This is a genomic window from Streptomyces sp. NPDC003379, from assembly GCF_053589195.1.
This window is the reverse complement of record NZ_JBSFRK010000001.1, coordinates 169,560-194,365: the sequence shown is the minus strand read 5'-3', so window position 1 is coordinate 194,365 and position 24,806 is coordinate 169,560. Positions and strand designations below refer to the sequence as shown.

The window sequence follows — 24,806 nt, the reverse complement described above, 5'->3', positions numbered from 1 at the left end:
TGTGCGCTCGTGCGCCTGCGCCTGCGCGTGCGCGTGACCATGCGGGAGACCTCCACTCGACTTCACCACTGACCGTTATTCGCTGGCGGCGTCCTGGCGATGCTGCCACATCCGCTGCGCCGGGATGACGAATTGCTCTCTGCGAGGTTCCGGCAGCGCATATGTGCGGCCGCTATGTGTGGCCGCCGGGCAGAGCCTTGAAGCGGCCACTTTCCTGGCCCCACGGGCCGGTGTGCCGCCGCAGCCGTGAGCCCGGAGCCTCGGGGGCGGTGAGCACCGGGGTGTCCCTCCTCCTCTGCGTACGGGCGTCATACGGCGTCATACGTGCGTCCGCACACGGGGTTGTAAGCCGAGCGGGGTGAGCGCGGGCGGCGGCGGCCGTCACCGCCCGTGCAGGGCCGGGTGGTCCGCGACGACCGTGGCCGTGCCCGGCCGGATCTCGGTGAAGCCCGCGTCGCGGACCACCGGGAGGCCCCTGGTGGTGAGCGCGCGCCAGGCGGCGGCGTCCGGGGTGCGGACGGAGAGCGGGAAACCGGCGTCGCGCCAGGCCGCGCGGTCCTCGTCCCCCAGCTCCCACCAGGCGAGTTGGGCGCCGTGGCCCGCCTGGGCCATCGCCTTGCCCGCCGACATGTCGACGTCGGGGTTCATCCACAGGACGGGGTGCGTCCGGTCGACGTCGGCCGGAGGCTCGGGGTCGTCCAGGTCGGTGCCCGAGACCTGGAGCCGCGCCAGGTCCTTGGGCCAGCCGTCCAGCGGAACGGGCGGGAAGACGCGGACCTCCGCCGACTTGCCGGTGACCGTGATGCCGGGCAGCGCCTCGGCCCTGCGCCACTCGGCGCCGCGGGCTCGGCGGACCACCTTGCGGATGCGGGCGTCCTGCCACTCCCGCATGGCCCGCGCCCACTCTCCGTCGCCGAGGGAACGCTCGTCGCTCAGCATCACCAGGACGGCGCGTGCCGCGGTCTCCAGGGCGTCCGTGCGGGCCGGGGGAGCGGCGCGTTCGATACGGGCGACGAGGGGCAGTACGAACTGCGGGGCCTCGTCGCGCGAGGTGCTCGCGCCGTTCTGCGGGTCGGGTTCGGGTTCGGGTTCGGGTTCGGGGCCGGGGTCGGTCGTCTTGTCGCTGCTCACGGGGGTCAGTCTGCCAGGCGAGGATCGTGCGCGGCCCTGCGCTGCTGTGGGCGGCTGTGGGCGGCTGTGGGCGGCCGTGAGCGGCGGTGGGCGGCTGTGCGCCGCGTGCGCGAGGATGGCCCGTATGGAACGTGATCTCGTGGTGCGGCTGGGCGGGGTGGGCAGACGCTACGGCGTCCGCGGCCCCTGGGTGCTGCGCGGTGTGGACCTCGGCATGAGAGCGGGCGCCCTGATACGAATGGAGGGCGCCAACGGCAGTGGCAAATCAACCCTGTTGAGGCTGCTCGCCGGTATCGACGCGCCCTCCGAGGGGCGGGTCACCGGGCGCCCTCGCACGGCGTTCGTCCCCGAACGCTTCCCCGCGGCCATGCCGTTCACGGCGATTGGCTACCTCACGCACATGGCCCGCGTCCACGGCCTCGCGCGGGGCGCGGCGGGGCGGAGCGCCGAGCGGTGGCTGGAGCGCTTCGGCGCCGGCGGGTACGCGCGCACGCCCCTCTCGGAGCTGTCCAAGGGCAGCAGCCAGAAGGTCGCCGTCGCTCAGGCGTTGCTGGCCGCGCCCGACCTGCTCGTCCTCGACGAGGCGTGGACCGGCCTGGACGCCGCCGCCCGCACCGAACTCGACCGCGCGGTCGCCGAGCGTACGGCGGCGGGTGGCGCGGTCGTCTTCGTGGACCACGACCCGCGCCGCCTGGTGGGGGCGGTGGACGAGACGTACGAGGTGATCGATACGGAAGTGAAAGGGCGTACTCCCAGCGGGACTCGCGGCGATAGGGGCGAGCCGACGGTCGTCATAGTGACGCGGGGTCCGCGGGGTCCGCGAGGCGTCAAGCTTCCGGGCCCGGTCGCCGCGGCGGTAATCGCGACCGACACCGTGACCGACGCCGTGACCGACGCCGTGACCGACGCCGCGACCGACGCCGGGGCCGACGCCGGGGCCGGGGCCGGGGCCGCCGAGGGGGCCATGCGGCTGACGGCACCCGAAAGCCACTCGGACTTCATCCTCCGGGAACTGCTGACGGCGCGGCCACCCTGGCATGTGGTGACGGTGGAGCGCGGCGCCCGGACGCGACCGGAAGCGGCCGCGACGTCTGAGGATGAAGGGCAGGCGGCCGGACGATGAGCGCTCTGCTCCACTATCACGTCGCCCTGTTGGCGCGCTCGCAGCGGTGGCTCGCTCCGGTGATCCTGTACGCCGTTTTCCTCGCCGTCGGCGTACAGAGCGGGCAGCCCATCCTGGACTCGCTCGCCTACGCGGCCGCCGCGCTGTTGCCCGTCACTGCCTGGTTGGTGCGTATATGCACGAGCAACGAGCCTCCCGCGGCGCGCAGTTGTTCCGCCGCGGCGGCCGGGCCGGGGCGGGCGCATCTCGCCTCGCTGCTGGCCGCGTTCCTCGCCGCGTCCGCGCTCGGCGCGCTGGCCGTGCTCGTCGTCACGGTCATCAGCGAGGGCGAGAGCACGAACGGACGACTACCCGTGCCCCGCGTCCCCGCGGGCGCCGCCGGACTGATCGCGATGCTGGTCAGCGCGTTGCTCGGCACGGCGGTCGGCGCACTCACCAACTGGCCGCTGCTGCGCTCCACGGGAAAGGCGGTACCCACGATGCTGCTCGCCGCCCTGCTCCTCCTGGTCACCACGGGCTCCCCCGCCCAGTCGGCCCTGACGGCCCTGACCACGGGTTCACGGGAGGGCGCCGTACCGTATCCACTCGGGTCCCTGGCGGTAGCGCTGGCGGCTGCGGCGACGGCAACGTGGACGGCGTGCGTACTCAGCTCACGCCGAGACTGACGCCCCGCCTCCCCCGCACCGGCCTGCCGCCCACCGCCCACCATCCACCGCCCACCATCCACCGCTCACCGTCCACGCCGGGCCGTTGCCTGCCGTCTGTGTTTCCGACCTGGGCGCGCCAGCCCCGGGCGCGCGGCGGGCGCTACGTTTCTCGTGTGATGCGGAGTGAACGGGCGGGTGGGAGATCCCCGCGAAGCGCCGCTCGGCGGTGGATTCGGACACGGGTTGGCAGACGGAACCGTACCCTCAGCCCCCGCACATCCCCCGCTGAGCCTCCAGCCACTCACAGACAGGGCAGAGCGTGACGCCCCTGTAGGACTCCGCGTACTCGGTGGGTGCCTGGCACAGCACACACTCCGCGAAGGTCCCCTCGGCCGGGCCCGTTTCACCGGCGGCCGGCGCTGAGGCAGCCGCCGGCTCCACCCTCGTACCCGTAACCCCGCAATAGTCGTCGTCATCCGCCATACCGCCCAGCCTAGCCCCGCGCCGCCGCCCGCACGGAGCCGATCTGCTCCGACACCCGCACGAACCGGAACCCCCGCTCCCGCAGCTTCGGCACGATCGTCCGCAGAGCGCGCTCCGTCGTCGGGGCGGCGCTGCGCGTGCAGTGCATGACGACGACCGACCCCGGCCGCACCCCGTCGAGCACCTGCCGGGCCACCGCCTCGGCGTCCGTGGCGAAGGCGTCGCCGCTGACCACGTCCCACTGCACGGCGGTGACGCCGCCGGGCGCGAGCGCGCGCAGGGCCTGTTGGTCGTAACAGCCGCCGGGGAAGCGGAAGTACGGCGCGGGTCGCTCGACACCCGCCTTGCGGAAGGCGTCGAAGGCGCGCTCCATGTCCGCCCGCATCCGCTCCTGGGGGATGGTCGGCAGGCCGTAACAGCCAGGGGCGAACGCGTGGTGGCTGTACGAGTGGTTGGCGACCTCGAAGAGCGGGTTACCGCCGATGGCCCTGGCCTGGTCCGGATACTCCTCCGCCCAGCGCCCCGTCATGAAGAAGGTCGCGGGCACCTGCAGCCGGCGCAACGTCGCGACCAGCGCGGGATGGTCGAACCGCTCACCGGCCGCCGCGCGCGTCCCCTGGTTCGCGGTCATGTCCGCGTCGAAGGTGAGCGCGACGGTACGGCCGTGCGTGCGGGACCCGTTGGTGAACACGGGGGTGAGGCCGGAGGGGCCGGGCGCGAGCGTGGGCGGGGCGGACGGCGAGGCGGAGGCGTTCGCCGCCGCCCGGGCGGGGCGCCCCGGGTGGCCGGGGGGCGCCTTGGTGTCACCGGACGAGCAGCCGGTGAGGACGGTGGTCAGAGCGCCCAGAGCGCAGAGCGCGGCGCGTCTCCGTACGAAAGTGATCACGAGGTGACGATATGTGTGCGAATGCGATAAATAGGTTATCGCCTCGCACGGCTGCCCCATAGCCACCCATCTGGGCCGGAGCCATCCCACCGCTCCCCGTCTGCGCGGGACCTGTGCCGAGGCTCTCCGTCTGCGCCGGGGCCGTCTCGCCGCTTCCTGGCTTGCCGGGCCTGTGCCGCCGCTTACCGTCTGCACTGGGGCCGTTCCGCCGCTCCCTGTCTGAGCCGGGCCTGATCGCCGCTGCCCGTCTGCGCGGGAGCTGTGCCGAGGCTCTCCGTCTGCGCTGGGGCCGTCTCGCCGCTCTCTGCCTGGCCGGGCCTGTGCCGCCGCTGTCCGTCTGCGCTGGGGCCGTTCCGCCGTTCCCTGTCTGGGCCGGGCCTGTTCGCCGCTGCCCGTCTGCGCGGGAGCTGTGCCGAGGCTCTCCGTCTGCGCTGGGGCCGCTCCGCCGTTCCGCCGCTTCCCGATTGCGCCAGGGCTGTCCCGCCACTACCCGTCTGGGCCGTGGGCATCCCACTGCTCACCGTCCGCGTCGGCCTGTTCCGCCGCTCCCCGTCTAGGCCGGAGCCGTCCCGCTGCTCCCCACCTCGCCGTCCCGCCCCGCCGCTCCCGTCCGCGCTGAGGTCGCCCCGCCGCTGCCCCTCTGGGCCGGGGCTCTCCCCGACGGCCTACGCCGCCGGGGCCGTCTCGCCGCTCCCGTCTGTGCCGAGGGTGCCACTCTGGGCCGAAGCCCTCCCCGACGGCCTCGGGGGACACCTCACTGGCCCAGGCCGGGCCGGTGATGCGGTAGGCGTGCGGGTGCGCGAGCGCGTGTCCGTGACCTGTCTGAAGGACTGAAGGACTGAAGGACTACGTCCGACGGCTGACGCCGGGCGCCTTGTAGTCCTCGCGGCGGACCCCTGAGGGTCGTCATCGCAGGTGACGACCTTTAGAGGCCCGCCTCTTAGCGTGTTGCGCGTGATCGGGATCGTCCGGCGACAGCCTGGCGCTCCGGTCGCTTCCTTCACGCCGACGCGGGGATTTGGCATGCCCAAAACGGTCTGGGGGGCTGCCGTGCCCGCAGCCCTCACCGTCCTTCTCGGCCTGTGGGGCATCACGCGCGAACACAGCATGTGGCGCGACGAGGCAGCGACCTGGCAGGTGGCCCACAGGACCGTCCCCGAGATCTGGCACCTGCTGGACCGGGTCGACGCGGTCCACGGTCTGTACTACTTCTTCATGCACGGCGTTTTCGCCGTTTTCGGGGACAGCCTGGTCGTCCTGAGACTGCCCTCCGTCCTGGCCATGGCGGGCGCCGCCGCCCTGGTCGGCCTCCTGGGCGCACGACTGGCCGACCGGTGCACGGGGCTGGCCGCAGGCCTGGCCTTCGCCCTGCTCCCCGCGATCCAGCAATACGCCCAGGAGGGACGTCCGTACGCTCTGGTGACCGCCTGCGTGGCACTGGCCTGCTGGCTGCTGGTCGCGGCGGTCGACAGTCCGGGCGCAGGGCGCTGGACGGCGTACAGCGTGACCGTACTGATGGCCGCACTGCTCAACTGGTTCTCGCTCCTGGTGCTTTTCGCACACGCGGTGACGATCGCCCTCGCCCGCCCGCCCCGCGCGACCGTCCTGCGCTGGGGAGTCGCCTCGACCACCGCCGTGATCGGCACGCTGCCCCTCATCATGGCGAGCAAGACCCAGTCGGAACAGGTCGCCTGGATCCCCCCGATCACCCGGAGCACACTGCTCGGCCTCCTCCTGACGCTGCTCGCGGGCGTGTTCTGCGCGTGGCTCGCACGGCCGAAGGAGAGTCCCCGTCACTCACCTCGTGGCGTCCATCACCCGCCTCGTGGCATCCACCGCCCGCCTCGCGGGGTTCGGCTCCCGCTGACCGCGGTGGCCCTGCCACTGCTCGCCCTCCCTCCGCTCCTGCTGCTGGTCGCCTCCATGGCCCGCCCCATCTACCTCGCCCGCTACGTCCTGTTCACCCACCTCGGTCTCGCGCTGCTCATCGGCGCGGCGTGCCACGCCCTCGCGGTCCGCCTGCGCACACCACCCCGCCGGACGATCGCCGTCGTCATGGCGCTCGCCTTTCTCGGAGTGCTTCCCCTCCAGTCGTCACTGCGCAGCGCGACCAGCCGGGTCGACGACGTGCTGTCCACGGCCGAGAACGTCGCCGCGGTCCGGGAAGCGGGTGACGTGGTGCTGTACATCCCCGCGGCGCGCCGCGACACCGCCCTCGTCTCGCCCGCCGAATTCACCGGCATCAGGGATCTGGCACTGGCCCGCGGCCCGCTGGAGTCCGGCACCTTGAAGGGCCTGGAGGGCACTCCGAAGCAGATAGCGGACGCCATGCTCCTCGCGCATCGCATCGTGCTCGTCAGCGACGCGGGCACGCCACCCGCCACAACAGCCCGCGACCGGGCCAAACGGCGTGTCCTGGGAACGCACTTCGTCCGCTGCTCCGAAACCACCGAACGGGGCCGCCGGGTCGCGGTGTACCAGCGCCGGGGCAGCCGATGCGATGAACAGGGCGTCGACGCGGCACCCCGAAGATCCCTACGATGACGATCGCCGACGTGGGTCGACCGGACGGGGTGGGATGTGGGCGAGGTTCCGTACACGGCGTGGCCGCAGATCGGGGGTCCGACTCCCTGGACCGCGCTGGACGAACACCTCCTGTACACGTGCCATGTCGTCGACGACCTCGTGCGGGGCACGCTCGGCGACCGGCCGCCGGTGCCTTCGATGGCCCGACTGGGGCCCGGTGAACTGTCCGTGGCGGTAGGGCCTGCCTCTCGTTCCACCTGGCGTGCTCTCGGTGACGGCTCGTACGCGCACAACACGACGCTGGCCATTGGACGGCCCGGGTTCGTGATCGGGAGCATGGTCGGTTCGGCGCTGGGCAATGCCGCGCGCCGACGACAGGCGGCTGCGGATGCCCGGCCGCGCTGGGTGGCGGATGGCCATGGAGAGGTGACGGTCACCGACCGGCGGGCCCATTTCGGACATCCGCAGAGCTGGCTGAGCCTCGAATGGGGCGGCCTCGACGCGGCGGACCTCGTCGCGCCCGCGGTCTTCCAATGCTCCTTTCGGGACATGTACAACGGTTCACCACAGATCATTCAACTCCACGGTCTCTGGGCGTCATTGATTTTCACCCTGGCCGCCCACACCGCCTTCCCCGCTCACCCTCGGCTCCTGGGCGGAGGCTGGCTGCCGCCGGGCTTTGAAGACAAGTGCCGGGCGTTCGGGCGGACTTGCCCCCGAGTCCGCTGAGCCGGTGCCATGGCTCGGGCACTACGATCGCGGGCCATGGAGTGCTTTGCCGCTTGGCGTACCCGTTACCGAGAGTCTGGCTCGCCGCCGATCCCATAGGTCAGGAGCCCCATAGGCCAGCATTCCCATAGGTCAGGAGCGGGTCGGCCGATGCCTTGTTTCGCCGGGTTTTCAGCTCTCTCAGCTCGAAAGGCGCACTTCCATGTTCATTCGCGCGTTCACCCCCGCACGACCTGGCACCACTCACCGAACCTGACCATCGCGACGTTCCGGCCGTTCTACGAGAACTCCTTGCGCCCCCTGTTGGGCGAAGGCGAAGCCGTCTTCACCACCCAGCACGGCGTCACACATACGTCGCCGTCGCCGTCGCCGTCGCCGAAGTCGACGACGGAATCGCGGGCTACGTTGCGTGGAGTGTCGACCCGGCCCGCAGGAAGGGCAGCGTCACGATCCTCGCTGTCTCGGCCGAGTACCGCCGTCGCCACGTGGGCACCACGCTGTGCGAGCACGCTTTCGCACAGATGCGGAGCCTCGGAGCGGAGGCAGCCGAGATCGGTACGGGCGGAGACACCTTCCACGCGCCGGCTCGGGCCCTCTACGAAGGGCTCGGATTCACACCACTGCCGGTCGCGGTCTACTCCCGGCTGCTCTGAGCCCTCGGGGCGGGCGCCCTCGCGCACCCGCCCCGGGTCCGGTGACCGCACATCAACCCCGAGCAGGCCCATCCACGGCCTTCCGGCGCGGAAGCAACGGCTCGGTCCTCGCCCGCGAGTTCACACCCACCCCTCCAACGAAGCCATGAACGCCCCGAAATCGTCACGATGAATGGTGTGTCCCGCACCCTTGACCGTACGCACCTCGAAGCCGCGCCGCGTCAGCTCGGCCTTCAGTGGCTCGTCGACGAGGGGGCTGGGGTCCGCGACCTGTACGAGCGAGGGCACGACGGGCCTGGCCGGGATGCGGTCGACGGCGTACGGGCCGGAGAGGGAGAGTGCGGTGTCCGGGTCCCAGGCGGCCAGCGTGGCGAGCTCGATGTCGATGTCGACCTCCTCCCAGCGCGGGTTGAAGTTCGCGATCGCCGCGCGCGTGGCCCCCTGGAACTCCACGAACACCGCGGGGTCCACCGCCTCGCCCCCGCCGAGCGCCCACGCCGGATCGGAGAAGACCGCCCGCGCGGGCGCGAGGCGTTCGGCGGCGAGGGCCAGCGCCAGCCCGCCGAGCGAGTGCCCTATCGCCAGCTCCGCGCCCGCCGGGAGCGTCTCGACGAGGTCGTCCGCGAAGACCTCCGCGCCGTACGCGCCGCGCCCGCTCGCCCCGTGCCCGCGCAGGTCCACGCCGATCACGCGGTAGCCCTTGTCGGCCAGCGCGGGCCCCACGCGCCGCCAGGTGCGGTGGTCCGACATGATGCCGTGGACCAGGAGGGCGACGCGGTCGCCGGTTCCCCATTCGTGGGTGTGCAGTTTCATGGTGGTGCCCTTCTCTCGCGTGAGCCGGTCGGCACACATCGATCGATCTTGGACGATCCGGTACGGGGCTCTGTCAGCGCACCCCTCGGATCGGTTGCGCCGCCTCATCACCGAGGTCGCCGTCGACCGCGGCCCCGAGGCGCTCCGCGCCCAGCTGGAGGAGGTCCGCCTCCCCGTCGGCCAGGGTCTGGAGAACCGCCGCACGGGCGAGCTCTCCGGCGGTCAGCAGCGCCGCGTGGCCCTCGCCAGGGCGCTGGCCCGGCGGCCCGCCGTCCTCCTCCTCGACGAGCCCACCGCGGGCCTCGACCCGGAGGTGCGGGACGAGATCGCCGAGCTGCTGCGGCACTTGGCGGCCCACCACCGCCTCGCGGTCGCCCTCTCCTGCCACGACACGGACCTCATCGCACGCCTGGCGGACGACGTCGTCGACCTGTCCGGGTCCGGTGAAGGGGCGCCGCCGATACCTCTGTCGGCGCCCCGTCCTCGTACGGCCGACGCCCAACTCCCGGCCGACGGTATCCCCAAGCTCGCCGTCGCCGGACTGTCCGCCGCCTTCGCCCACCGCGGCCGCGGCGTCCCCGTCCTGCACGGCGTCGACCTCACCGTCACCGCCGGCTCCAGCACCGGCGTCGTCGGCGAGGGTGCCGAGCGGGTCCTGCGGCACGAGCTGGAGCGCGCGGCGCTGGTCGCGGGTGCGGCCGTGGGCGGCGGGGTGGAGGCGTACGCCGTCGAGCGTGACCGTGCCCTCGGCGGGCCGGTGCAGCCCGACGACGGCGCGTACCAGTGTGGTCTTGCCGGACCCGGAGGCGCGAACCGCACGGACGCGCTGCTCGTCCTCGCGGCGGGCCGCGCCGTGGAATCCGGCGCCACGGAGCGGATCCTCGCGGTCCACTCGACGCGGGTCGTCAAGGGCTGACGCAGTCTCGGCCGAGGTCCGCGCCGCCCGCCTCTCCCCCCGGTTCTGAAGCGTACGCTCCAGAATGTGTTAGCGTCCTCACTCGTCAGTTCTGAAGCGAACGCTCCAAAAGCGAACGCCTCAGTACGCCTCAGTACGTCTCAGTACGTCTCAGTGCGTCTCGTCACGTCTGATCGGGAGGACCGATTCCATGCCACCTGCGGTGTACATAGTGGGGCTCGGCATCTTCACCCAGGGAACCTCGGAGTTCATGCTGTCCGGCCTGCTGCCGGGCATGGCCGAAGACTTGGGGGTGTCGATCCCGGACGCCGGGCTGCTCATCTCGGCCTTCGCCATCGGCATGGTCGTCGGCGCGCCGCTGCTCGCCATCGCCACGCTCCGCTGGCCGCGCCGCACGGCGCTCGTGTCCCTGCAGGCCGCCTTCGTCGCGGCCCATGTGGCAGGCGCGCTCGCGCCCGGCTACACCGTCCTCTTCGTCTCACGAGTCGTCGGCGCCCTCGCGTACGCCGGATATTGGGGCGTCGCCGTGGCGACCGCGGTGGCGCTCGTCCCGGCGGCGGCCAAGGCGCGGGCGGTCGCCGTGGTGGCGGGCGGGCTGACGCTCGCCACCATCGTCGGCGTCCCCGCGGGCACCGTGCTGAGCCAGTACTCCAGCTGGCGCGCCGCGTTCTGGGCGGTGGCCGCGGCCACCGTGGTCAGCCTGGTCTGCACCCTGCTGCTGGTCCCCGGTGGCCGCGGCGAGGGCGAGCACCCCTCCGTCAGGGCCGAACTGCGGGGCATGGCACGGCCGCGACTGTGGCTCTCGTACGCCATCACGGCCTTCGCCTTCGGGGCGGTCATCGTCACCTTCAGCTATCTGGCGGCGCTCCTGACCGAGGTCAGCGGCGTCTCCGAAGGGTGGGTGCCGGTGATCCTCGCCCTCTTCGGCGTCGGCGGCATGGCGGGCATCGTGATCGGCGGACGCACGGGCGAGGCTCGGCCCCTCGCCACGCTGGGCATCGGGCTCGGCGCCCTCGCCCTGTTCTCCGCGCTGCTCGCCCTGACGGCGCACGTGACGGCCGTGGTGGTCGCCCTGGTCTTCCTGCTCGGCCTCGTCGGCTACGTCACCAACCCGGCCCTCCAGTCCAGGGTGTTCACCCTCGCGCCGGGCGCCCCGACGCTCGTCGGCGCCACGAACACGGCCGCGTTCAACGTCGGCAACACCGTGGCCCCGCTGCTCGGCGGCCTGACCATCGACGCAGGGTACGGCTACCCGTCCGTGGCCTGGGTCGGCGCCGCGCTGGCCACCGCGGGGGCGGCCGGGGTGCTGTGGGCGGCGCGCCTCCAGCGGTCGGGGCCGAAACGGGTGACGGTGCCGGGCCCGCGTACGACCGTGACCGCCCACGAGACCGTCAAGGCGGAGGCGTAAGCGCCGGGGGTTTTGTGAGTGTGTTCCAAAACGTTTACTGTGGGGCCATGGCCAGGCCACGAGAGTTCAACGAGGACCGCGTCGTCACCGCGGCCATGGAGACGTTCTGGCGCCACGGGTACGAGGGCACCTCGACGCGCGACCTGTGCGACAGCACCGGCCTCGGCCCGTCGAGCCTCTACAACACCTTCGGCGGCAAGCGGCAGCTCTACCTCCGCGCCCTTGAGCGCTACCACGACACCGCCACCGCCGAACAGGTCGAGATCCTGCGCGGCCCCGGCCCGGCCAAGGAGCGGCTGCGCGCCATGATGCTGCACGCCGTCGACGCCGACCTCGACGCGGCGGACGCGCGCGGCTGCTTCGCGATCAACGCCGCCGTCGAGGTCGCCGGGCTCGACCCGCGGGTCAAGGACGCGGTGCGGCGCAGCTTCGACCGGGTCGAGGACGAGCTGTGCGCGGTCGTGGAGGAGGGCCGCCGCGCGGGCGGGATCCGCTCCACCGGCGACGCGAGGACCGTGGCCCGCCGGGTGCAGAGCACGTACTACGGGCTGCGCGTCCTCAGCCGCGTACACGACGAGAGGGAGATCCTGCTCGCCACGGTGGACGGCGCGCTCGCCGACCTGTGAGGTGCGCCGCGCTCACGCGTCGCTCACGTGGTCTCTCCCTGTTTATTGGTTGTTGTTCGGTTCCTTGCACGCTCCGCTCGTCCGAGTCCGTCGGAACCAACGGAATTGACCGGAGGTATGTGCATGAAGATGGTCCGCACGCTCAAGAAGAGGATCACCGGAGAGAAGAGCCTGAAGGCGTACGCCTGGTACCACTGGTATTAAACCGGCGAATCGCCCATCCGCCGAGGCCCGTGTCCGGTGTGCCCGAGCGGCCGCCGGACGCGGGCCTCCCGCCCTTGGAGACCACCGATGGCCCTCTCCGGTACCGACCGGTCCACCCGGAGCACCGTCTTCACGCCGCGACTCCACGCCCTGCTGCGCGACCACCGCGGCGAGGACGTGTTCCGCCTGGACGCCGACACCGTGGGCGTCGCCGGACCCGAGCTGACCGACCGCATCCTCGCCGAGCGGCCGGCCACCGAACACGAACGCCCGACGTTCAAGCCCCTGCACGGACGCTCCATCCACCGCACGGAGGCGTCGAACGTCATGCGGGCGATAGGCCGCGACGTACGCGCGGCGCTGCGCGCTCCCGTGCCGGGGGACGTCGACCTCACCGGTGAGTGGCCGCACGCAGGCCACGTCCACCTGCGCGACCTGATCCTCGGCGCCGACCCCTACCGGCTGCGCATCCTCATGGACCGCACCCTGGAGCTGACGCCCAAGCTGACCTGGACGGTCATCGCCGTCGGCGCCGCGCTGCCCGGCGGGCTCCGCCCGGGAGCGCCCGTGACCGAGATCGCGGGCCTGACCGCCGACGCCGCGAACTACAGCGACCGGCGGTACGCGATGGGCCTGTACCGGCGGGCGGCGGCGCCCGTCTGCTTCACCGTCTCCACGCTCGTCGCCGGCGCGTACTGGCTCGGGGCGCCCTTCGACGACGACGTGCCGAACGAGCACATCCTGTACGAGGCGATGCGCCTGCTGCCCCCGTCCTGGAACATCCTGCGCAACGCGTCCCCCGAGTACCCCGCCCTCGACGCCCGCATCGGCGTGGGTGACGACGTCCTGCTGCTGCCGCTGCTCAGCCACCGCGACCCGGCGCTCTGGGACGACCCCGACGTGTTCCGCCCCGAGCGCTGGGCCACCCTCGACCCCGACGACCACCCCGGCTACCTCCCCTTCGGCCACGCCTCCGAACGCTGCTGGGGACGGCACATGGTGATGCCCCTGGCCGGGATGCTGCTCGACATGCTGCGCGCCGAAGGACTGACCGTCGATCCACGCCAGACCACCGCCAAGGTGCCGCTCGCGGGGCTGCTGGGCGTCGACAAGGTGCGGCTCGTGCGGCGGGGCTAGGGGGTGCCCGACGCGCGGCGGAAGAGGCCCGTCCAGAGGAAGGGCTCGCCGAAGTGCGCGGAGTCGGCGGGCTCGTCGCGCATGCGGCGCAGTTCGACCTCCGTCAGATCACCGAAGATCCGCCGCAGCGACCCGTCCTCGTACGCGATGCCGCCGTGCAGCGCGGACTGCCGGTAGAAGTCCGCGTCGGGCAGCTCGGAGCCCATGCCCGCCGCGCCGGCCGCGAAGCAGGTGAGGGCGTAGTGGCCGCCGGGGGCCAGGACGCGGTCCAGCAGGGCGAGGTAGCTGACGCGGCGGTGCGGCGGCAGGTGGTGGAAGCACCCCGAGTCGTAGACCAGGTCGTACGGTCCGGCCAACTCGCCCTGAGTGAGGGCGAAGGCGTCGCCCTGATGGAAACGCACGTCGGCTCCCGCGTCGCGGGCGCGGTCCGCGGCCCAGGCGAGGGCGGCCGGTGACAGGTCGACGGCGTCCACCTCGAAGCCCAGGGCGGCGAGGTGGAGGGCGTTGCGGCCGGGGCCGCAGCCGAGGTCGAGCGCGCGGCCCGGCGCGACGAGGCCCCGCTCCACGTACGAGACGAGGTTCTCGTCCGGCTTCGCCACGAAGAACGGCACGGGCTTGGTGCGGTCCGCGTAGAAGTCGTCCCACCAGGCGGCGCCGCCGGTCGTCCAGCGGTCGGCCTCCGGTGCGAACAGGCCGTCCAGGAGGTTCATCACGTCGTCGATCGTGCGGATGTCGCGGTCCATCAAGTCCCCTCTCGCGGTGAGGTGATTGTAGGTCGCGGGCCGGGCGGGGAATCGAACGGCGTGTTCACGTGAAGTATCCCCAGAAGTAATCACAGCTGGTTGGATGTGCGGGCGCCGTGCCCACGGCCGCTTCCGGCACGGCCGGAACAGCAGCAGCAACAACCCCCCACTCCCAGGAGTTTCAGTGCCGCACTCAGCGCTGCGCAGGTCCCACGCGGCGGCGATCACCACCGTCCTCGCCGCCGCCACGCTCGCCGCCGTCGCCCCGTCCGCGACCGCCGCCGACGCGTCCACCGCCGAGGCGTCCGCCGCGACGCCCTCGCTCAAGGTACTCACGTACAACACGTTCCTGTTCAGCAAGACGCTCTACCCGAACTGGGGCCAGGACCACCGCGCCAAGGCCATACCGGCGGCGGACTTCTTCCGGGGCCAGGACGTCGTCGTCCTCCAGGAGGCGTTCGACAACTCCTCGTCGGACGCGCTGAAGGCCGACGCCAAGGACCGCTACCCGCACCAGACCCCGGTGATGGGCCGCGGCAAGACCGGCTGGGACGCCACCGGCGGCGCGTACTCCTCGGTGACGCCGGAGGACGGCGGCGTGACGGTCCTGAGCAAGTGGCCGATCCAGCGCAAGGAGCAGTACGTCTACAAGGACGCGTGCGGCTCCGACTCGTACTCCAACAAGGGCTTCGTCTACACCGTGCTGGACGTGAACGGCACCAAGGCGCACGTGGTGGGCACGCACGCCCAGTCCACCGACCCGGGCTGCGGCGGCGGTGAGGCGGCCGCGACGCGCGCGAAGCAGTTCAAGGAGATGGACACCTTCCTGGACGCCAAGAACATCCCGGCCGGCGAACAGGTCATCGTCGCGGGCGACTTCAACGTCGACTCGCACAGCTCCGAGTACGCCTCGATGCTCGCGGACGGCGGCTTCGCGCCCGCCGACGCCCGCACCGGCCACCCGTACTCCTTCGACACCCGGGACAACTCCATCGCCGCCGAGCGCTACCCGGACGACCCCCGCGAGGACCTCGACTTCGTCCTGCACCGCAAGGGCCACGCCCGCCCCGCCACCTGGCACAACAACGTGATCAAGGAGCAGAGTGCCCCCTGGACGGTCTCCAGCTGGGGCAAGAAGTACACGTACACGAACCTGTCGGACCACTACCCCGTGACGGCGTACTAGCCCGTCGCGTCGGAGCCGTACCCCGCGGGCTCGTCGGCCCGCGGGGTACGGCCGGGGAAGCGTCGCTACTTGTGCCAGGGGCCTGTCACCGCGAACGTCGTGCCGGGCGTGTAGCAGTTGAGGTACATCGTGTCGTGGTCCGGCGAGAACGAGGCGCCCGCGAACTCGCCCCACTCGGGCTTGTCGGGGGTGCCTATGTTCTGGCGGTTGCGGGCCATCTGGTAGAGCTCGCCGCGCCGGGTGAGGCCGTAGACGTGCTGGGCGCCGTCGCCGTCCTCGCACACCATCAGGCCGCCGGTGGGCGCGAGGCAGATGTTGTCGGGGGACTCGCCGGGCAGCTGGATGTCGGTGCTCGGCCCGAACACGATGACGAGAGTGAGACGGCGCCCGGACGGGTCGTACCGCCAGATCTGGCCGAAGTGGTCACCCGCCGAGCCCGCCGCCCTGTGCGCGAAGGACGAGACGAAGTAGACGGACGAGCCGCCCCAGTAGCAGCCCTCCAGCTTCTGCGCGTGCGTGATGCCCTTGGGGCCGAAGTCCTGGTCACGTATGGGTGTCCGAGCGGCGAGCGGATCGGGGACGTCGACCCACTCGACGCCGTCGAAGCTCGCGCCCGTCTCCTGGATCGAGGACAGGTCCGGTACGCCCGGCACGCGCATCGCCTGCAACGTGCCGCCCGCGCGCAGCGAACCGCGGCCGCCGTGGGGCTTGTCGGGCAGGAAGCGGTAGAAGAGGCCGAAGGGCTTGAGGAAGGCGTCCTCGGTCTCGTAGACGACGCCCCGCTTCGGGTCGACGGCGATCGCCTCGTGCTGGAAGCGGCCCATCGCGGTGAGCGGCACGGCACCGGTGCGGCGCGGGTCCACCGGGTCGACCTCGAAGATGAAGCCGTGGTCCTTGGTGTAGCCGTTCGTGCCGGCCTTGTCCTCGGTCTCCTCGCAGGTGAGCCAGGTGCCCCAGGGGGTCGGTCCGCCCGCGCAGTTCACGGCGGTCCCTGCTATCGCCACGCGCTCGCCCAGGACGTTGTTCCTCCGGTCGAGCGACAGCGCCGTACAGCCGCCCTTGGCCGCCGGATCGTACGTGAGTCCCTCGACCGTCGGCACGCCTATCTTGCCGGTGACGCGGTTCTCGTGGTTGCGCACGAGGTGGACGCCGCCGTTCCTGCCGCGGAAGGCGTCCATGCCGTCGTGGTTGCTCGGCACCCTGCCCTCACCCGACCGGAGGTCGTCGCCCTCGCGCGAGAGAACCCGGTAGCGGAAACCTTTCGGCAGATCGAGCAGGCCCTTGGGGTCGGGGACCAGGGGGCCGTAACCGGCCTTCCCGTGCGCGGCGGCGGTGCCCGCGAAGAGTTCTGACAGAGCGCCGGTGAAGGCGATTCCCGCACCCACGGCACCGGTACGGGCGAGAACCTGACGTCGAGTGGCAGACATGATGGGCAACCTCCTGCTGGCGGACAGGAATATGACCGGATGTGTGTACCACGCGCCCTGGTGCTCGGGAACCACGCGCGTAGCCATCACTTCGACGTGGTGCCCTGCTCGGTCTACTGGCCTACGAGCCCCTTGGCATCGCGGGCGAGCGCCGTGAGCCGGGATATGGCCCGGAAGTACTTCTTCCGGTACCCGCCGTTCAGCATCTCCTCGCTGAACAGCCGGTCGAAGGGCACACCGGAGGCGAGCACCGGTACCTCCCGGTCGTACAGCCGGTCGGCGAGCACCACGAGGCGGAGCGCGGTCGACTGGTCGGGCACCGGCGTCACCTCCGTGAGACAGACGGCCGTGAGCTGGTCGGTCAGCGCGCCGTACCGGCTGGGGTGGACCTTGGCCAGGTGGGCGAGCAGATGCGGGAAGTCGTCGAGCGAGGCGCCCTCGGTCGCGTACGCCGCCTTGGTGACCTGCTCCTCCGAGTACGGCGCGGGGGCCTTTGGCAGACCCCGGTGGCGGTAGTCGTCGCCGTCGATGCGCAACGCCTTGAACTGCGCGGAAAGACCCTGGATCTCCCGCATGAAGTCGGTGGCGGCGAACCGGCCCTCGCCGAGCTTGCCCGGCAGCGTGTTCGAGGTCGCGGCCAGCGCCACGCCCTGCTCGACGAGCTTGGCCAGCAGCGAGGAGACGAGCACCGTGTCGCCCGGGTCGTCGAGTTCGAACTCGTCGATGCAGAGCAGTCGGTGATCGCTGAGCGTACGGACCGTCTGCTGAAAGCCGAGCGCGCCGACCAGGTTGGTCAGCTCGACGAAGGTGCCGAATGCTTTCTGCTCGGGGGCCGCGGGGGTCGCGTGCCAGAGGGAGGCGAGGAGGTGAGTCTTGCCGACGCCGTAACCGCCGTCGAGATAGACGCCGCGGGGGCCCGTGGGGGCGGGTGCCTTCTTCTGGAACCACCGCCCGCCCGTCTCCCACCACCGCCCTTCCGAGGAAGCGCTGCGCGCCTTTCTGTTCTTCCCCGCCCCGGAAGCATGCGCCCCGCCGAGCCCCGCCGCGAAGCCGCTCAGGACCTGGACCGCCTCGCTCTGGCTGGGCTGGTTCGGATCCGGGATGTACGTATCGAAGCGGACCGAGTCGAAGCGCGGCGGCGGCACCATCTCGGCGACCAGGCGGTCGGCGGGAACGTGGGGCTCGCGGGCGCACAGGGACAGCGGGGCCACTTCGGGAAGGGCGCCATGAGCGTGGGCGGCGGTGGAGGACGACACGGTTCCCCAGCTTAAGGGGCGTGCGAGACTGCGGATATGCGACGCCTGTTCCCTGTGACCGACCAGACAGCAGACTCGAACGCGCGGGAGTGGGGGCTCGGCGAACTGGCCGAGGCCTACGCCTACCCCGCCGGGGTACCGTCCGGGGCAGTGACCTGGCTGCGCGCCAACATGGTCTCCACGCTCGACGGCGCCGCCCAGCACGACGGCCGCTCCCAGCCGATCTCCAGCGACACCGACATGCGGATCTTCGGCACTCTGCGGGGCCTCGCCGACGCCGTCATCGTGGGGGCGGAGACGGTACGCCTGGAGGGTTACCGCCCGGCACGCGCGCGTGAGGCCTTCGCGGAGCGCAGGGCCGCGGCAGGACAGACTCCGGCGCCCGCCATCGCGATCGTGAGCGCGAGCCTGGACCTGGACTTCTCCCTTCCGCTCTTCACCGAGCCCCTGACGCCCACGCTCGTGGTGACCGGGGCCGCCGCGCCCGCCGACAGGATCAGCGCCGCCGAGCAGTCGGGCGCCGTCGTGCTGATCGCCGGCGAGGGCGCGACCGTGGACCCGGGGCGCGTGGCGCCCGTCCTGGCCGAGCGGGGGCTCACCCGGCTGCTCACCGAGGGCGGGCCGCGTCTGCTCGGGCAGTTCGTGGCCGCCAAGGCGCTGGACGAGCTCTGCCTCACCGTCTCGCCGATGCTCACCGCGGGGGACGCGCAGCGGATCGCCGGCGGGCATGCGCTGGCGACGCCCGATCAATTCGCACTTACGTCCGTACTGGAGGAGGACGGGTTCCTCTTCACCCGATACCGTCATATCTGACAATCAACGGAACCAGCCGTTCCGTATTGCTTCGGCTGGGCACACTAGATGTCGCAGACCCCGTGCGGCCACGGGGCAGGATGGTTTCCGCAAGGGCCTCAGGACGGCCCACGGATGAGAAGGGCGCCTGTCGTGTTCACAAGCGTATTGATGATCGAGAAGGCCCTGACCTCCGCCGACGTGGAGTTCGTCACCACCTTGCACGGGGACGAGCCGGTCACCTTCCACGTGCTGCTCCAGCCCCGGGGCGACCAGGCGGACCGTCTGCTGCGGGCCATCGACGACGTGGCCCTGGGCGAGCTCGACGAGGCGGCGCGCGAAGGGGAGACGCCCGAGGGGGCGGCGGCGACGGGGCCCGGCGAGCAGGCGCTGCGGGTCTCGCTGACGGCGCTGCGGGCGGCGGGTTGCGAGGCGCAGGGGCGGCTCATCGAGGACCACCCGCTGGATGCCCTGAAGACCCTGGTGGCCGAGGCGGACGCGGACGAGGTCATCGTGCTGACGGACCCCCACTACGTGGAGGAGTTCTTCCACCGGGACTGGGCCTCGCGGGCGCGGCACAAGGTGGGGGTGCCGGTGCTGAAGCTGTTCTCGCACAGCGAGGCGTAGGCGCTCCCGCTGTGGGTGGGCGGTTCCTTTTCTGCGGGTTGGCTGTGGCTGGGCGGGGTCCCTCGTATTTCTGATCCGCGGGTTCGCTGTGGCTGGGCGCGCAGTTCCCCGCGCCCCTATGGGGCGCCTCGGCCCGGCGCCGGGTGGTTCTGTGTAGGGAATAGGCTGGGGGCGTTCACACGTCACGTCGTACGCACGCGGCATTCGTCGCAGCACCAGGGGAGACACACGCATGGCACCCGGCCTGCCCCAGTCCATGGCCGACATGGACCGACCGCACTTCATCGGCATCGGCGGCGCCGGAATGTCGGGCATCGCCAAGATCCTGGCCCAGCGCGGTGCCAAGGTGGCGGGGAGCGACGCCCGGGAGTCCGCCACGGCCCAGGCGCTGCGCTCGCTCGGCGCCACGGTGCACATCGGGCACGACGCCGCGCACCTCGCCTCCGACGCGACCTGCGTCGTCGTCTCCTCCGCGATCCGCGCCGACAACCCCGAGCTGGCCCGCGCCGCCGAGCTGGACATCCCGGTCGTGCACCGCTCGGACGCCCTGGCGTCCCTGATGGACGGCCTGCGTCCGATCGCGGTGGCGGGCACGCACGGCAAGACGACCACGACGTCGATGCTGGCCGTCACCCTGGCCACCCTCGGCCTGGACCCGTCGTACGCGATCGGCGGCGACCTGGACGTGCCGGGCTCGAACGCGCTGCACGGCGAGGGCGACATCTTCGTCGCCGAGGCCGACGAGAGCGACCGCAGCTTCCACAAGTACGCGCCCGAGGTCGCCATCGTCCTCAACGTGGAGCTCGACCACCACGCCAACTACGCGTCGATGGACGAGATCTACGAGTCCTTCGAGATCTTCGCGGGCAAGGTCGTCCCCGGCGGCACGCTGGTCATCTCGGCGGACCAGCAGGGCGCCGTCGAGCTGACCAAGCGCGTGCGGGACCTGGGGCAGCTGAAGGTCGTCACCTACGGCGAGTCCGACGGCGCCGATCTGCGCATCCACAAGATCACCGCACGCGGCCTGACCAGCGAGGTCACGGTCGTCCTGAACGGCAAGTTCCTGACCTTCCAGGTGTCGGTGCCCGGCCGCCACTACGCGAACAACGCGGTCGCCGCCCTCGCCGCGGGCATCGCCCTCGGCATCCCGGCGCACAACCTCGCCTCCGCGCTCGGCTCGTACACGGGCGTCAAGCGCCGCCTCCAGCTCAAGGGCGAGGCCGCGGGCGTCCAGGTCATCGACTCCTACGCACACCACCCGACCGAGATGACGGCCGACCTGGAGGCGATGCGCTCCGCCGCGGGCGACGCCCGCATCCTGGTCCTCTTCCAGCCGCACCTCTTCTCGCGCACCCAGGAACTGGGCACCGAGATGGGCCAGGCGCTCGCCCTCGCCGACTCCTCCGTGGTCCTGGACATCTACCCGGCCCGCGAGGACCCGATCCCCGGCGTCACCAGCGCCCTGATCATCGACGCGGCCCGCGAGGCGGGCGCCGAGGTGGTGGCCGCGTCCGACAAGGCGGCGGCGGTCGCGGCGGTCGCGGGAATGGCGAAGCCCGGCGATCTTGTTCTCACCATGGGAGCGGGCGACGTCACGGACCTCGGCCCGCAGATCCTGGCCCAGCTGTCCAAGTAAGTCGGAGTTAAGTCGGAGTAAGGGGATGTCATCCATGTCGTACGACGTCGAGAAGCCGGACGAGCAGTGGCGCGCGGAGCTGACCCCTTCCGAGTACGCGGTGCTGCGCCAGGCCGGCACGGAACCGGCTTTCGTGGGGGAGTACACGGACACCAGGACGAAGGGCGTCTACTCCTGCCGCGCGTGCGGCGCGGAGCTGTTCACCTCGGCGGAGAAGTTCGAGTCGCACTGCGGTTGGCCGAGCTTCTTCGACCCGAAGGACACGGACGCGGTCGAACTCGTCCAGGACACCTCGCACGGCATGGTGCGCACCGAGGTGCGATGCGCGCGCTGCGGATCACACCTCGGACACGTATTCGAGGGCGAGGGCTATTCCACGCCGACGGATCAGCGGTACTGCATCAACAGCATCTCGTTGCGGCTGGCGGCCGACGAGGGCTGAGGGGCGCCGTCAGGCGGAGGGGCGGAATCCCGAAGGCATGCAAATCAGTATCACAATGGCGGTTGCCGTAAGCCCGATGATGGGGACCGACAGGATGTGCTTCAGGATTCCGGTGTAGTGCTTACGTGCCATGCGTGGACGTACTCCAACCTTTTTCATTGGTGTGGTGGGACGAGGTGAACATACCCTCCGGGCGTGGCGGTCGTACGGGGAATCAAGAATTCCCGCGGATCACACCGGCTGTTCCGGTTTCCGGGCTGGAATGATGGGTTCCGCCTCGATGTCCGCCAGTGTGGCCCTCGCCCGCGCCGCCTCGTCCGCCGCCCCCGTGCGGTCCGCGGTCGCCACGGCCGCGGCGAGGTGGCCGGCCGCCGACGCCGGGTCGCCCAGGCGGTGTTCGGCCGCCCCAAGGCCGTGCAGGGCCTGCACCTCCTCGTGTGCCGCGCCGATGCTCCCGGCCAGCTCCAGTGCCTGCCTGTGGTGCTCGGCCGCCTCCTGGAACCGGCCGGCCGCGTGGAGGGCCAGCCCCATTCCGTTCAGGGTTATCGACGCGTTGCGCCGGTCGCCGAGGCGGCGGAAAGCGCTGAGTGAGTCCCGGTACATGTCGAGCATGGCGTGTAATTCCCGCGGGGAATCCATGGTGTTGGCGAGATTGACCTGCGCCATGGCGTGTTCCGCGGTGGTGCCCGACGTCGCGAGTATCTCGCGGGCCTCCTGGAGGAAATTCCGCGCAGATTCCCTTTCGCCGATGCGCAGCTGGAGATCCGAGAAATTGTTGAGGACATGCGCCTCTTCATGCGTGTCACCGGCCGTGCGGAATCTGTCGAGCGCGGAGGAGAAGTGCTCGTGAGCGGCCGCGAAATTGCCCAGATAGAGGTGGGTGATCCCGAGGTTGTTCTGCGAGCGGGCGATCTGCCACGGATCACCTGAACGCCCGCGCAGTTCCAGGGTCTCCTCCTGGTCGGCGAGCGCCTCCGGCAGCCGGCCGAGGTTCCAGCGCAGCACGCCCCTCGCGTGCAGCACCTCGGCCACCGTGGTGTCGTCGATGCCCCGGGCCGTCCGCAGCGCTCGCCCGAGTACGCCGAGGGCCTGGTCGTAGTGGCCGCTCCGCGACAGCGCGGTGCCCTGGTCGACCAGCGCGTACACCTCCGCCTCCGGCTCGGCCCGGGCCCGCCAGTGCTCCGCGGCCGCCCGGTGCATGCCCTGCGCGTCGCCCGCGTACTTCTCCTCGAGGAGGAAGCCCGCCAGTGATCCGGCGAGCAGCGCCGCCTCGTGCGGACGGCCGTGGACCCGGCAGTGGCGCTCCGCCGCGATGAGCCCGGAGCACTCCGCGGACAGCCAGCGCCGCGCGTCGGCGGCGCCGTCCCACACGGGCATCCGATAGGCGCAAAGGCGGCGGGGAAGGTTCGGGCGCGGGCGGCGCGGGGCGATCAGTCTGTCCGCCGCGTCGGATGCCTGGACATAGAAATTGATCAGTCGGGACAGGGCGCTTTCCCGTTCGGCTGCCGCGAGCATGCGCGAGTATTCACCGAGGAGATCATGAGTCGTATACCGCTCGGGCGCCGGTTCCTGAATGAGATGGGCGTCCAGGAGATCTTCGAGGGCGTGCTCGGTGCGGTCGAGCGGGAGGTCCGTGAGTGCGGCCGTCGTAAACGCGTCGTAATCCGGGCCGAGTTGCAGACCGAGGAGACGGAAAACGGATCTTTCCTCGGCGCCGAGTGTGGAGTACGAGACTTCGAAAGCGCGGGCCATCTCGTGATTGCCGTCCCGGATCTCCCGCAGTCGGCCGTGCCCGTGGGTGAGCCGGTGCAGCAGGTGGCCGGTGGTCCAGGAGGGGCGGGAGGCCAGGCGTCTGGCGGCGATCTCGATGGCCAGGGGGAGGCGCCCGCAGAGCTGGACGATGGCCGTGACCTCGCGGACGCGCGTGGTGCGCGGCTCACCGGCCAGGTCGCGGAACAGAGCGACGGCGTCTTCCTCGGGAAGCACGTCCAGGAGGACCGGCCGGACTCCGGGCAGCCCGGAGAGGCCCCGGCGGCTGGTGACGATCATCAGTGAGGGGGAGGGGCCGGGCAGCAGCGGGAGCACGTGCTCGGGGTCGGCCGCGTCGTCCAGGACGATGACGGCGCGGCGGCGGCTGAGCAACGTACGCCACAGGCTGACGAGTTCGTCGAGCCGGTCCGGCAGGTCTGCCGCCGGGACCCCGAGCATGCGCAGCAGCGCCCCGAGGGCGGACGTGGCGGACAGGGGTGCCTGGCCGGGGGAGTGGGCGCGCAGATCGAGGTGGAGCTGGCCGTCGGGGAACAGCGCTTCCATGCGCCGGGCCGCGTGCAGGGCGAGCAGGGTCTTGCCGACCCCCGCCATTCCCGAGATGGCCTGCAACGCGATCACCGTGCCGGACCCCCGCCCCGCCGCGCGGACGATGGATGCCAGTTCCTTTTCACGGCCCATGAGTTCGGCGTGGCGCGGCAAGGTGTGCGGAGTCGCGGCGGGGAGCGTCCTGCGGGGGAGCAGTTCGTGGGGTGGGGCGCCGTTCAGGACCAGGCGGTGCAGCCGTGCCAGGGCCTCGCCGGGGTCCGTGCCGAGGTGCTCGCCCAGATGGCGGCGGACCGTGTCGTACACGCGCAGGGCGTCGGCCTGTCTGCCACAGCCGTACGTCGCCGTCATGAGCTGGGCGGCCAGTGTCTCGTCGCCGGGGTGCTGTTCGAGGAGTGCTGCGATGTCGGGTACCAGCTCGGCGAAATGGCCCCGGCGCAGCTCCGCCCCGATCCGGACCAGGTGGGCGGCGAGCCGCTTCTGCGACAGGCTCGCGCGGACGTTCTCCGCCCACAGTCCGCCCAGCCCGGCGAGCGGCTCGCCGCGCCACAGGCCCGCCGCCTCCCGCAGGAGTTCGAGGGCCGCGGTGTCGTCGGCGCCGTCGGCCAGGGAGCGGGCCCGGGCGGCGATCTGCTCGAACCGGTGGCAGTCGACCTGGTCGGGGCGGATGTCGAGCAGGTAGGTGTGGGCCCGCTGGACGAGCAGTTCGTCGCCACCGCTCTCCCGGAGGCGCCGGCGGAGCCGGGCGGCGTAGGTGTGCAGGCCCGCGCGCGGCTTGGCGGGCGGGGAGTCGTCCCACAGACGGTGGATCAGGGTGTCCAAGGAGACCGGGCGGCCCGCGTCGAGTGCCAGCGCCGCCAGCACCAGACGTTCTTTCGCGGAGCCGAGGAGATCGAATCGCCCGTCGCATTCCAGTACGACGGTTCCCAGGATGCGAATGCCGATCTCCATGAGCGCCCCCGTCCGCCGGCCGGCTTGTGCTCTGAATAGGCGACAAAGAATCGCATGAGGTCAATACCGTTCAAATAGTGACGGTCGTTGAATCACTTCATTGGCTTGTTTTGGCGTAATCGCTCTTCCGGGGTGAGTGTCCGGTCTGACG

22 protein-coding genes and 2 pseudogenes are annotated in these 24,806 nt (G+C 71.5%); 15 read left to right on the top strand and 9 right to left on the bottom strand.

The window, feature by feature from the left end:
• Positions 1–381 precede the first annotated feature (381 nt).
• Positions 382–1,131, bottom strand: coding sequence for a peptidyl-tRNA hydrolase (locus ACWDVB_RS00815; protein ID WP_451513380.1), 750 nt, complete (start codon positions 1,129–1,131; stop codon positions 382–384).
• 124 nt (positions 1,132–1,255) lie between these two features.
• On the opposite strand from ACWDVB_RS00815, the gene ACWDVB_RS00810 reads away from it, so the two are divergent.
• Entirely contained in the window at positions 1,256–2,254 is a 999-nt protein-coding gene (locus ACWDVB_RS00810; RefSeq protein WP_451513379.1) for an ABC transporter ATP-binding protein, read from the top strand.
• Complete coding sequence (locus tag ACWDVB_RS00805; RefSeq protein WP_451513378.1) at positions 2,251–2,919, top strand: ABC transporter; 669 nt, start codon at positions 2,251–2,253, stop codon at positions 2,917–2,919. Before ACWDVB_RS00810 ends, ACWDVB_RS00805 begins: the two co-directional genes overlap by 4 nt.
• 246 nt (positions 2,920–3,165) lie before the next feature.
• Here ACWDVB_RS00805 and ACWDVB_RS00800 read toward each other — a convergent pair whose 3' ends face one another.
• Both ACWDVB_RS00800 and ACWDVB_RS00795 read right to left on the bottom strand, forming a co-directional pair.
• Positions 3,166–3,384 (bottom strand): hypothetical protein, encoded by a 219-nt coding sequence (locus tag ACWDVB_RS00800; RefSeq protein ID WP_451513377.1) that lies wholly within the window; start codon positions 3,382–3,384, stop codon positions 3,166–3,168.
• A gap of 10 nt (positions 3,385–3,394) precedes the next feature.
• Positions 3,395–4,270, bottom strand: coding sequence for a polysaccharide deacetylase family protein (locus ACWDVB_RS00795; protein ID WP_451513376.1), 876 nt, complete (start codon positions 4,268–4,270; stop codon positions 3,395–3,397).
• 1,023 nt (positions 4,271–5,293) lie between these two features.
• Between ACWDVB_RS00795 and ACWDVB_RS00790 the strand changes: the two genes are divergently transcribed.
• From ACWDVB_RS00790 to ACWDVB_RS00780, 3 genes are all read left to right on the top strand, one after another.
• The gene (locus ACWDVB_RS00790) at positions 5,294–6,814 is read left to right on the top strand and encodes a glycosyltransferase family 39 protein (RefSeq protein ID WP_451513375.1); all 1,521 of its coding nucleotides are present in this window, start codon (positions 5,294–5,296) and stop codon (positions 6,812–6,814) included.
• A 141-nt stretch (positions 6,815–6,955) separates the two neighbouring features.
• Entirely contained in the window at positions 6,956–7,525 is a 570-nt protein-coding gene (locus ACWDVB_RS00785; RefSeq protein ID WP_451513374.1) for a hypothetical protein, read from the top strand.
• 155 nt (positions 7,526–7,680) lie between these two features.
• A complete protein-coding gene (locus ACWDVB_RS00780; protein WP_451513373.1) occupies positions 7,681–8,178 on the top strand; it encodes a GNAT family N-acetyltransferase in 498 nt (165 codons plus the stop codon).
• Positions 8,179–8,298: 120 nt separating this feature from the next.
• Here ACWDVB_RS00780 and ACWDVB_RS00775 read toward each other — a convergent pair whose 3' ends face one another.
• The gene (locus tag ACWDVB_RS00775) at positions 8,299–8,991 is read right to left on the bottom strand and encodes an alpha/beta fold hydrolase (RefSeq protein ID WP_451513372.1); all 693 of its coding nucleotides are present in this window, start codon (positions 8,989–8,991) and stop codon (positions 8,299–8,301) included.
• Between ACWDVB_RS00775 and ACWDVB_RS00770 the strand changes: the two are divergent.
• A pseudogene (locus ACWDVB_RS00770) lies at positions 8,927–9,334 on the top strand (ATP-binding cassette domain-containing protein); the annotation flags it as partial. The gene ACWDVB_RS00775 and the pseudogene ACWDVB_RS00770 overlap by 65 nt on opposite strands.
• 366 nt (positions 9,335–9,700) lie before the next feature.
• On the opposite strand, the pseudogene ACWDVB_RS00765 reads toward ACWDVB_RS00770, so the two are convergent.
• Positions 9,701–9,883: pseudogene (locus ACWDVB_RS00765) on the bottom strand (ATP-binding cassette domain-containing protein); the annotation flags it as partial.
• A 214-nt stretch (positions 9,884–10,097) separates the two neighbouring features.
• Between ACWDVB_RS00765 and ACWDVB_RS00760 the strand changes: the two are divergent.
• From ACWDVB_RS00760 to ACWDVB_RS00745, 4 genes are all read left to right on the top strand, one after another.
• Positions 10,098–11,315 (top strand): Cmx/CmrA family chloramphenicol efflux MFS transporter, encoded by a 1,218-nt coding sequence (locus tag ACWDVB_RS00760; RefSeq protein WP_451513371.1) that lies wholly within the window; start codon positions 10,098–10,100, stop codon positions 11,313–11,315.
• Between the two features lie 47 nt (positions 11,316–11,362).
• Positions 11,363–11,941: a TetR/AcrR family transcriptional regulator gene (locus tag ACWDVB_RS00755; protein ID WP_451513370.1), complete on the top strand. Its 579-nt coding sequence runs from the start codon at positions 11,363–11,365 to the stop codon at positions 11,939–11,941.
• 117 nt (positions 11,942–12,058) lie between these two features.
• A complete protein-coding gene (locus ACWDVB_RS00750; RefSeq protein ID WP_451513520.1) occupies positions 12,059–12,145 on the top strand; it encodes a tryptorubin family RiPP precursor in 87 nt (28 codons plus the stop codon).
• Positions 12,146–12,232: 87 nt separating this feature from the next.
• Positions 12,233–13,282: a cytochrome P450 gene (locus ACWDVB_RS00745; protein WP_451513369.1), complete on the top strand. Its 1,050-nt coding sequence runs from the start codon at positions 12,233–12,235 to the stop codon at positions 13,280–13,282.
• Here the strand turns inward: ACWDVB_RS00745 and ACWDVB_RS00740 are convergent.
• Positions 13,279–14,025: a class I SAM-dependent methyltransferase gene (locus tag ACWDVB_RS00740; RefSeq protein ID WP_451513368.1), complete on the bottom strand. Its 747-nt coding sequence runs from the start codon at positions 14,023–14,025 to the stop codon at positions 13,279–13,281. The two genes, ACWDVB_RS00745 and ACWDVB_RS00740, sit on opposite strands and share 4 nt — an antisense overlap.
• 184 nt (positions 14,026–14,209) lie before the next feature.
• Between ACWDVB_RS00740 and sph the strand changes: the two genes are divergently transcribed.
• A complete protein-coding gene (sph, locus tag ACWDVB_RS00735; RefSeq protein WP_451513367.1) occupies positions 14,210–15,211 on the top strand; it encodes a sphingomyelin phosphodiesterase in 1,002 nt (333 codons plus the stop codon).
• Positions 15,212–15,276: 65 nt separating this feature from the next.
• Here the strand turns inward: sph and ACWDVB_RS00730 are convergent, their stop codons facing one another.
• Together ACWDVB_RS00730 and zapE are read right to left on the bottom strand one after the other, a co-directional pair.
• On the bottom strand, positions 15,277–16,638 hold the full coding sequence (locus ACWDVB_RS00730) for an alkaline phosphatase PhoX (RefSeq protein ID WP_451513366.1): 1,362 nt from the start codon (positions 16,636–16,638) through the stop codon (positions 15,277–15,279).
• 113 nt (positions 16,639–16,751) lie between these two features.
• A complete protein-coding gene (gene zapE, locus ACWDVB_RS00725) occupies positions 16,752–17,894 on the bottom strand; it encodes a cell division protein ZapE (RefSeq protein ID WP_451513365.1) in 1,143 nt (380 codons plus the stop codon).
• Between the two features lie 36 nt (positions 17,895–17,930).
• Between zapE and ACWDVB_RS00720 the strand changes: the two genes are divergently transcribed.
• The 4 genes from ACWDVB_RS00720 to msrB all read left to right on the top strand — a co-directional run bounded on the left by ACWDVB_RS00720 (position 17,931) and on the right by msrB (position 21,391).
• On the top strand, positions 17,931–18,707 hold the full coding sequence (locus ACWDVB_RS00720; RefSeq protein ID WP_451513364.1) for a pyrimidine reductase family protein: 777 nt from the start codon (positions 17,931–17,933) through the stop codon (positions 18,705–18,707).
• Between the two features lie 132 nt (positions 18,708–18,839).
• Complete coding sequence (locus ACWDVB_RS00715) at positions 18,840–19,313, top strand: indole-3-glycerol phosphate synthase (RefSeq protein WP_451513363.1); 474 nt, start codon at positions 18,840–18,842, stop codon at positions 19,311–19,313.
• Between the two features lie 232 nt (positions 19,314–19,545).
• The gene (murC, locus tag ACWDVB_RS00710) at positions 19,546–20,949 is read left to right on the top strand and encodes a UDP-N-acetylmuramate--L-alanine ligase (protein WP_451513362.1); all 1,404 of its coding nucleotides are present in this window, start codon (positions 19,546–19,548) and stop codon (positions 20,947–20,949) included.
• A 34-nt stretch (positions 20,950–20,983) separates the two neighbouring features.
• Positions 20,984–21,391 carry a peptide-methionine (R)-S-oxide reductase MsrB gene (gene msrB, locus ACWDVB_RS00705; protein WP_451513361.1) on the top strand — a complete coding sequence of 136 codons (408 nt, stop codon included), beginning with the start codon at positions 20,984–20,986 and terminating at the stop codon, positions 21,389–21,391.
• A gap of 231 nt (positions 21,392–21,622) precedes the next feature.
• On the opposite strand, the gene ACWDVB_RS00700 is transcribed toward msrB, so the two are convergent.
• Positions 21,623–24,655, bottom strand: a complete 3,033-nt coding sequence (locus ACWDVB_RS00700) for a BTAD domain-containing putative transcriptional regulator (protein ID WP_451513360.1) — start codon at positions 24,653–24,655, stop codon at positions 21,623–21,625.
• Positions 24,656–24,806 lie beyond the last annotated feature (151 nt).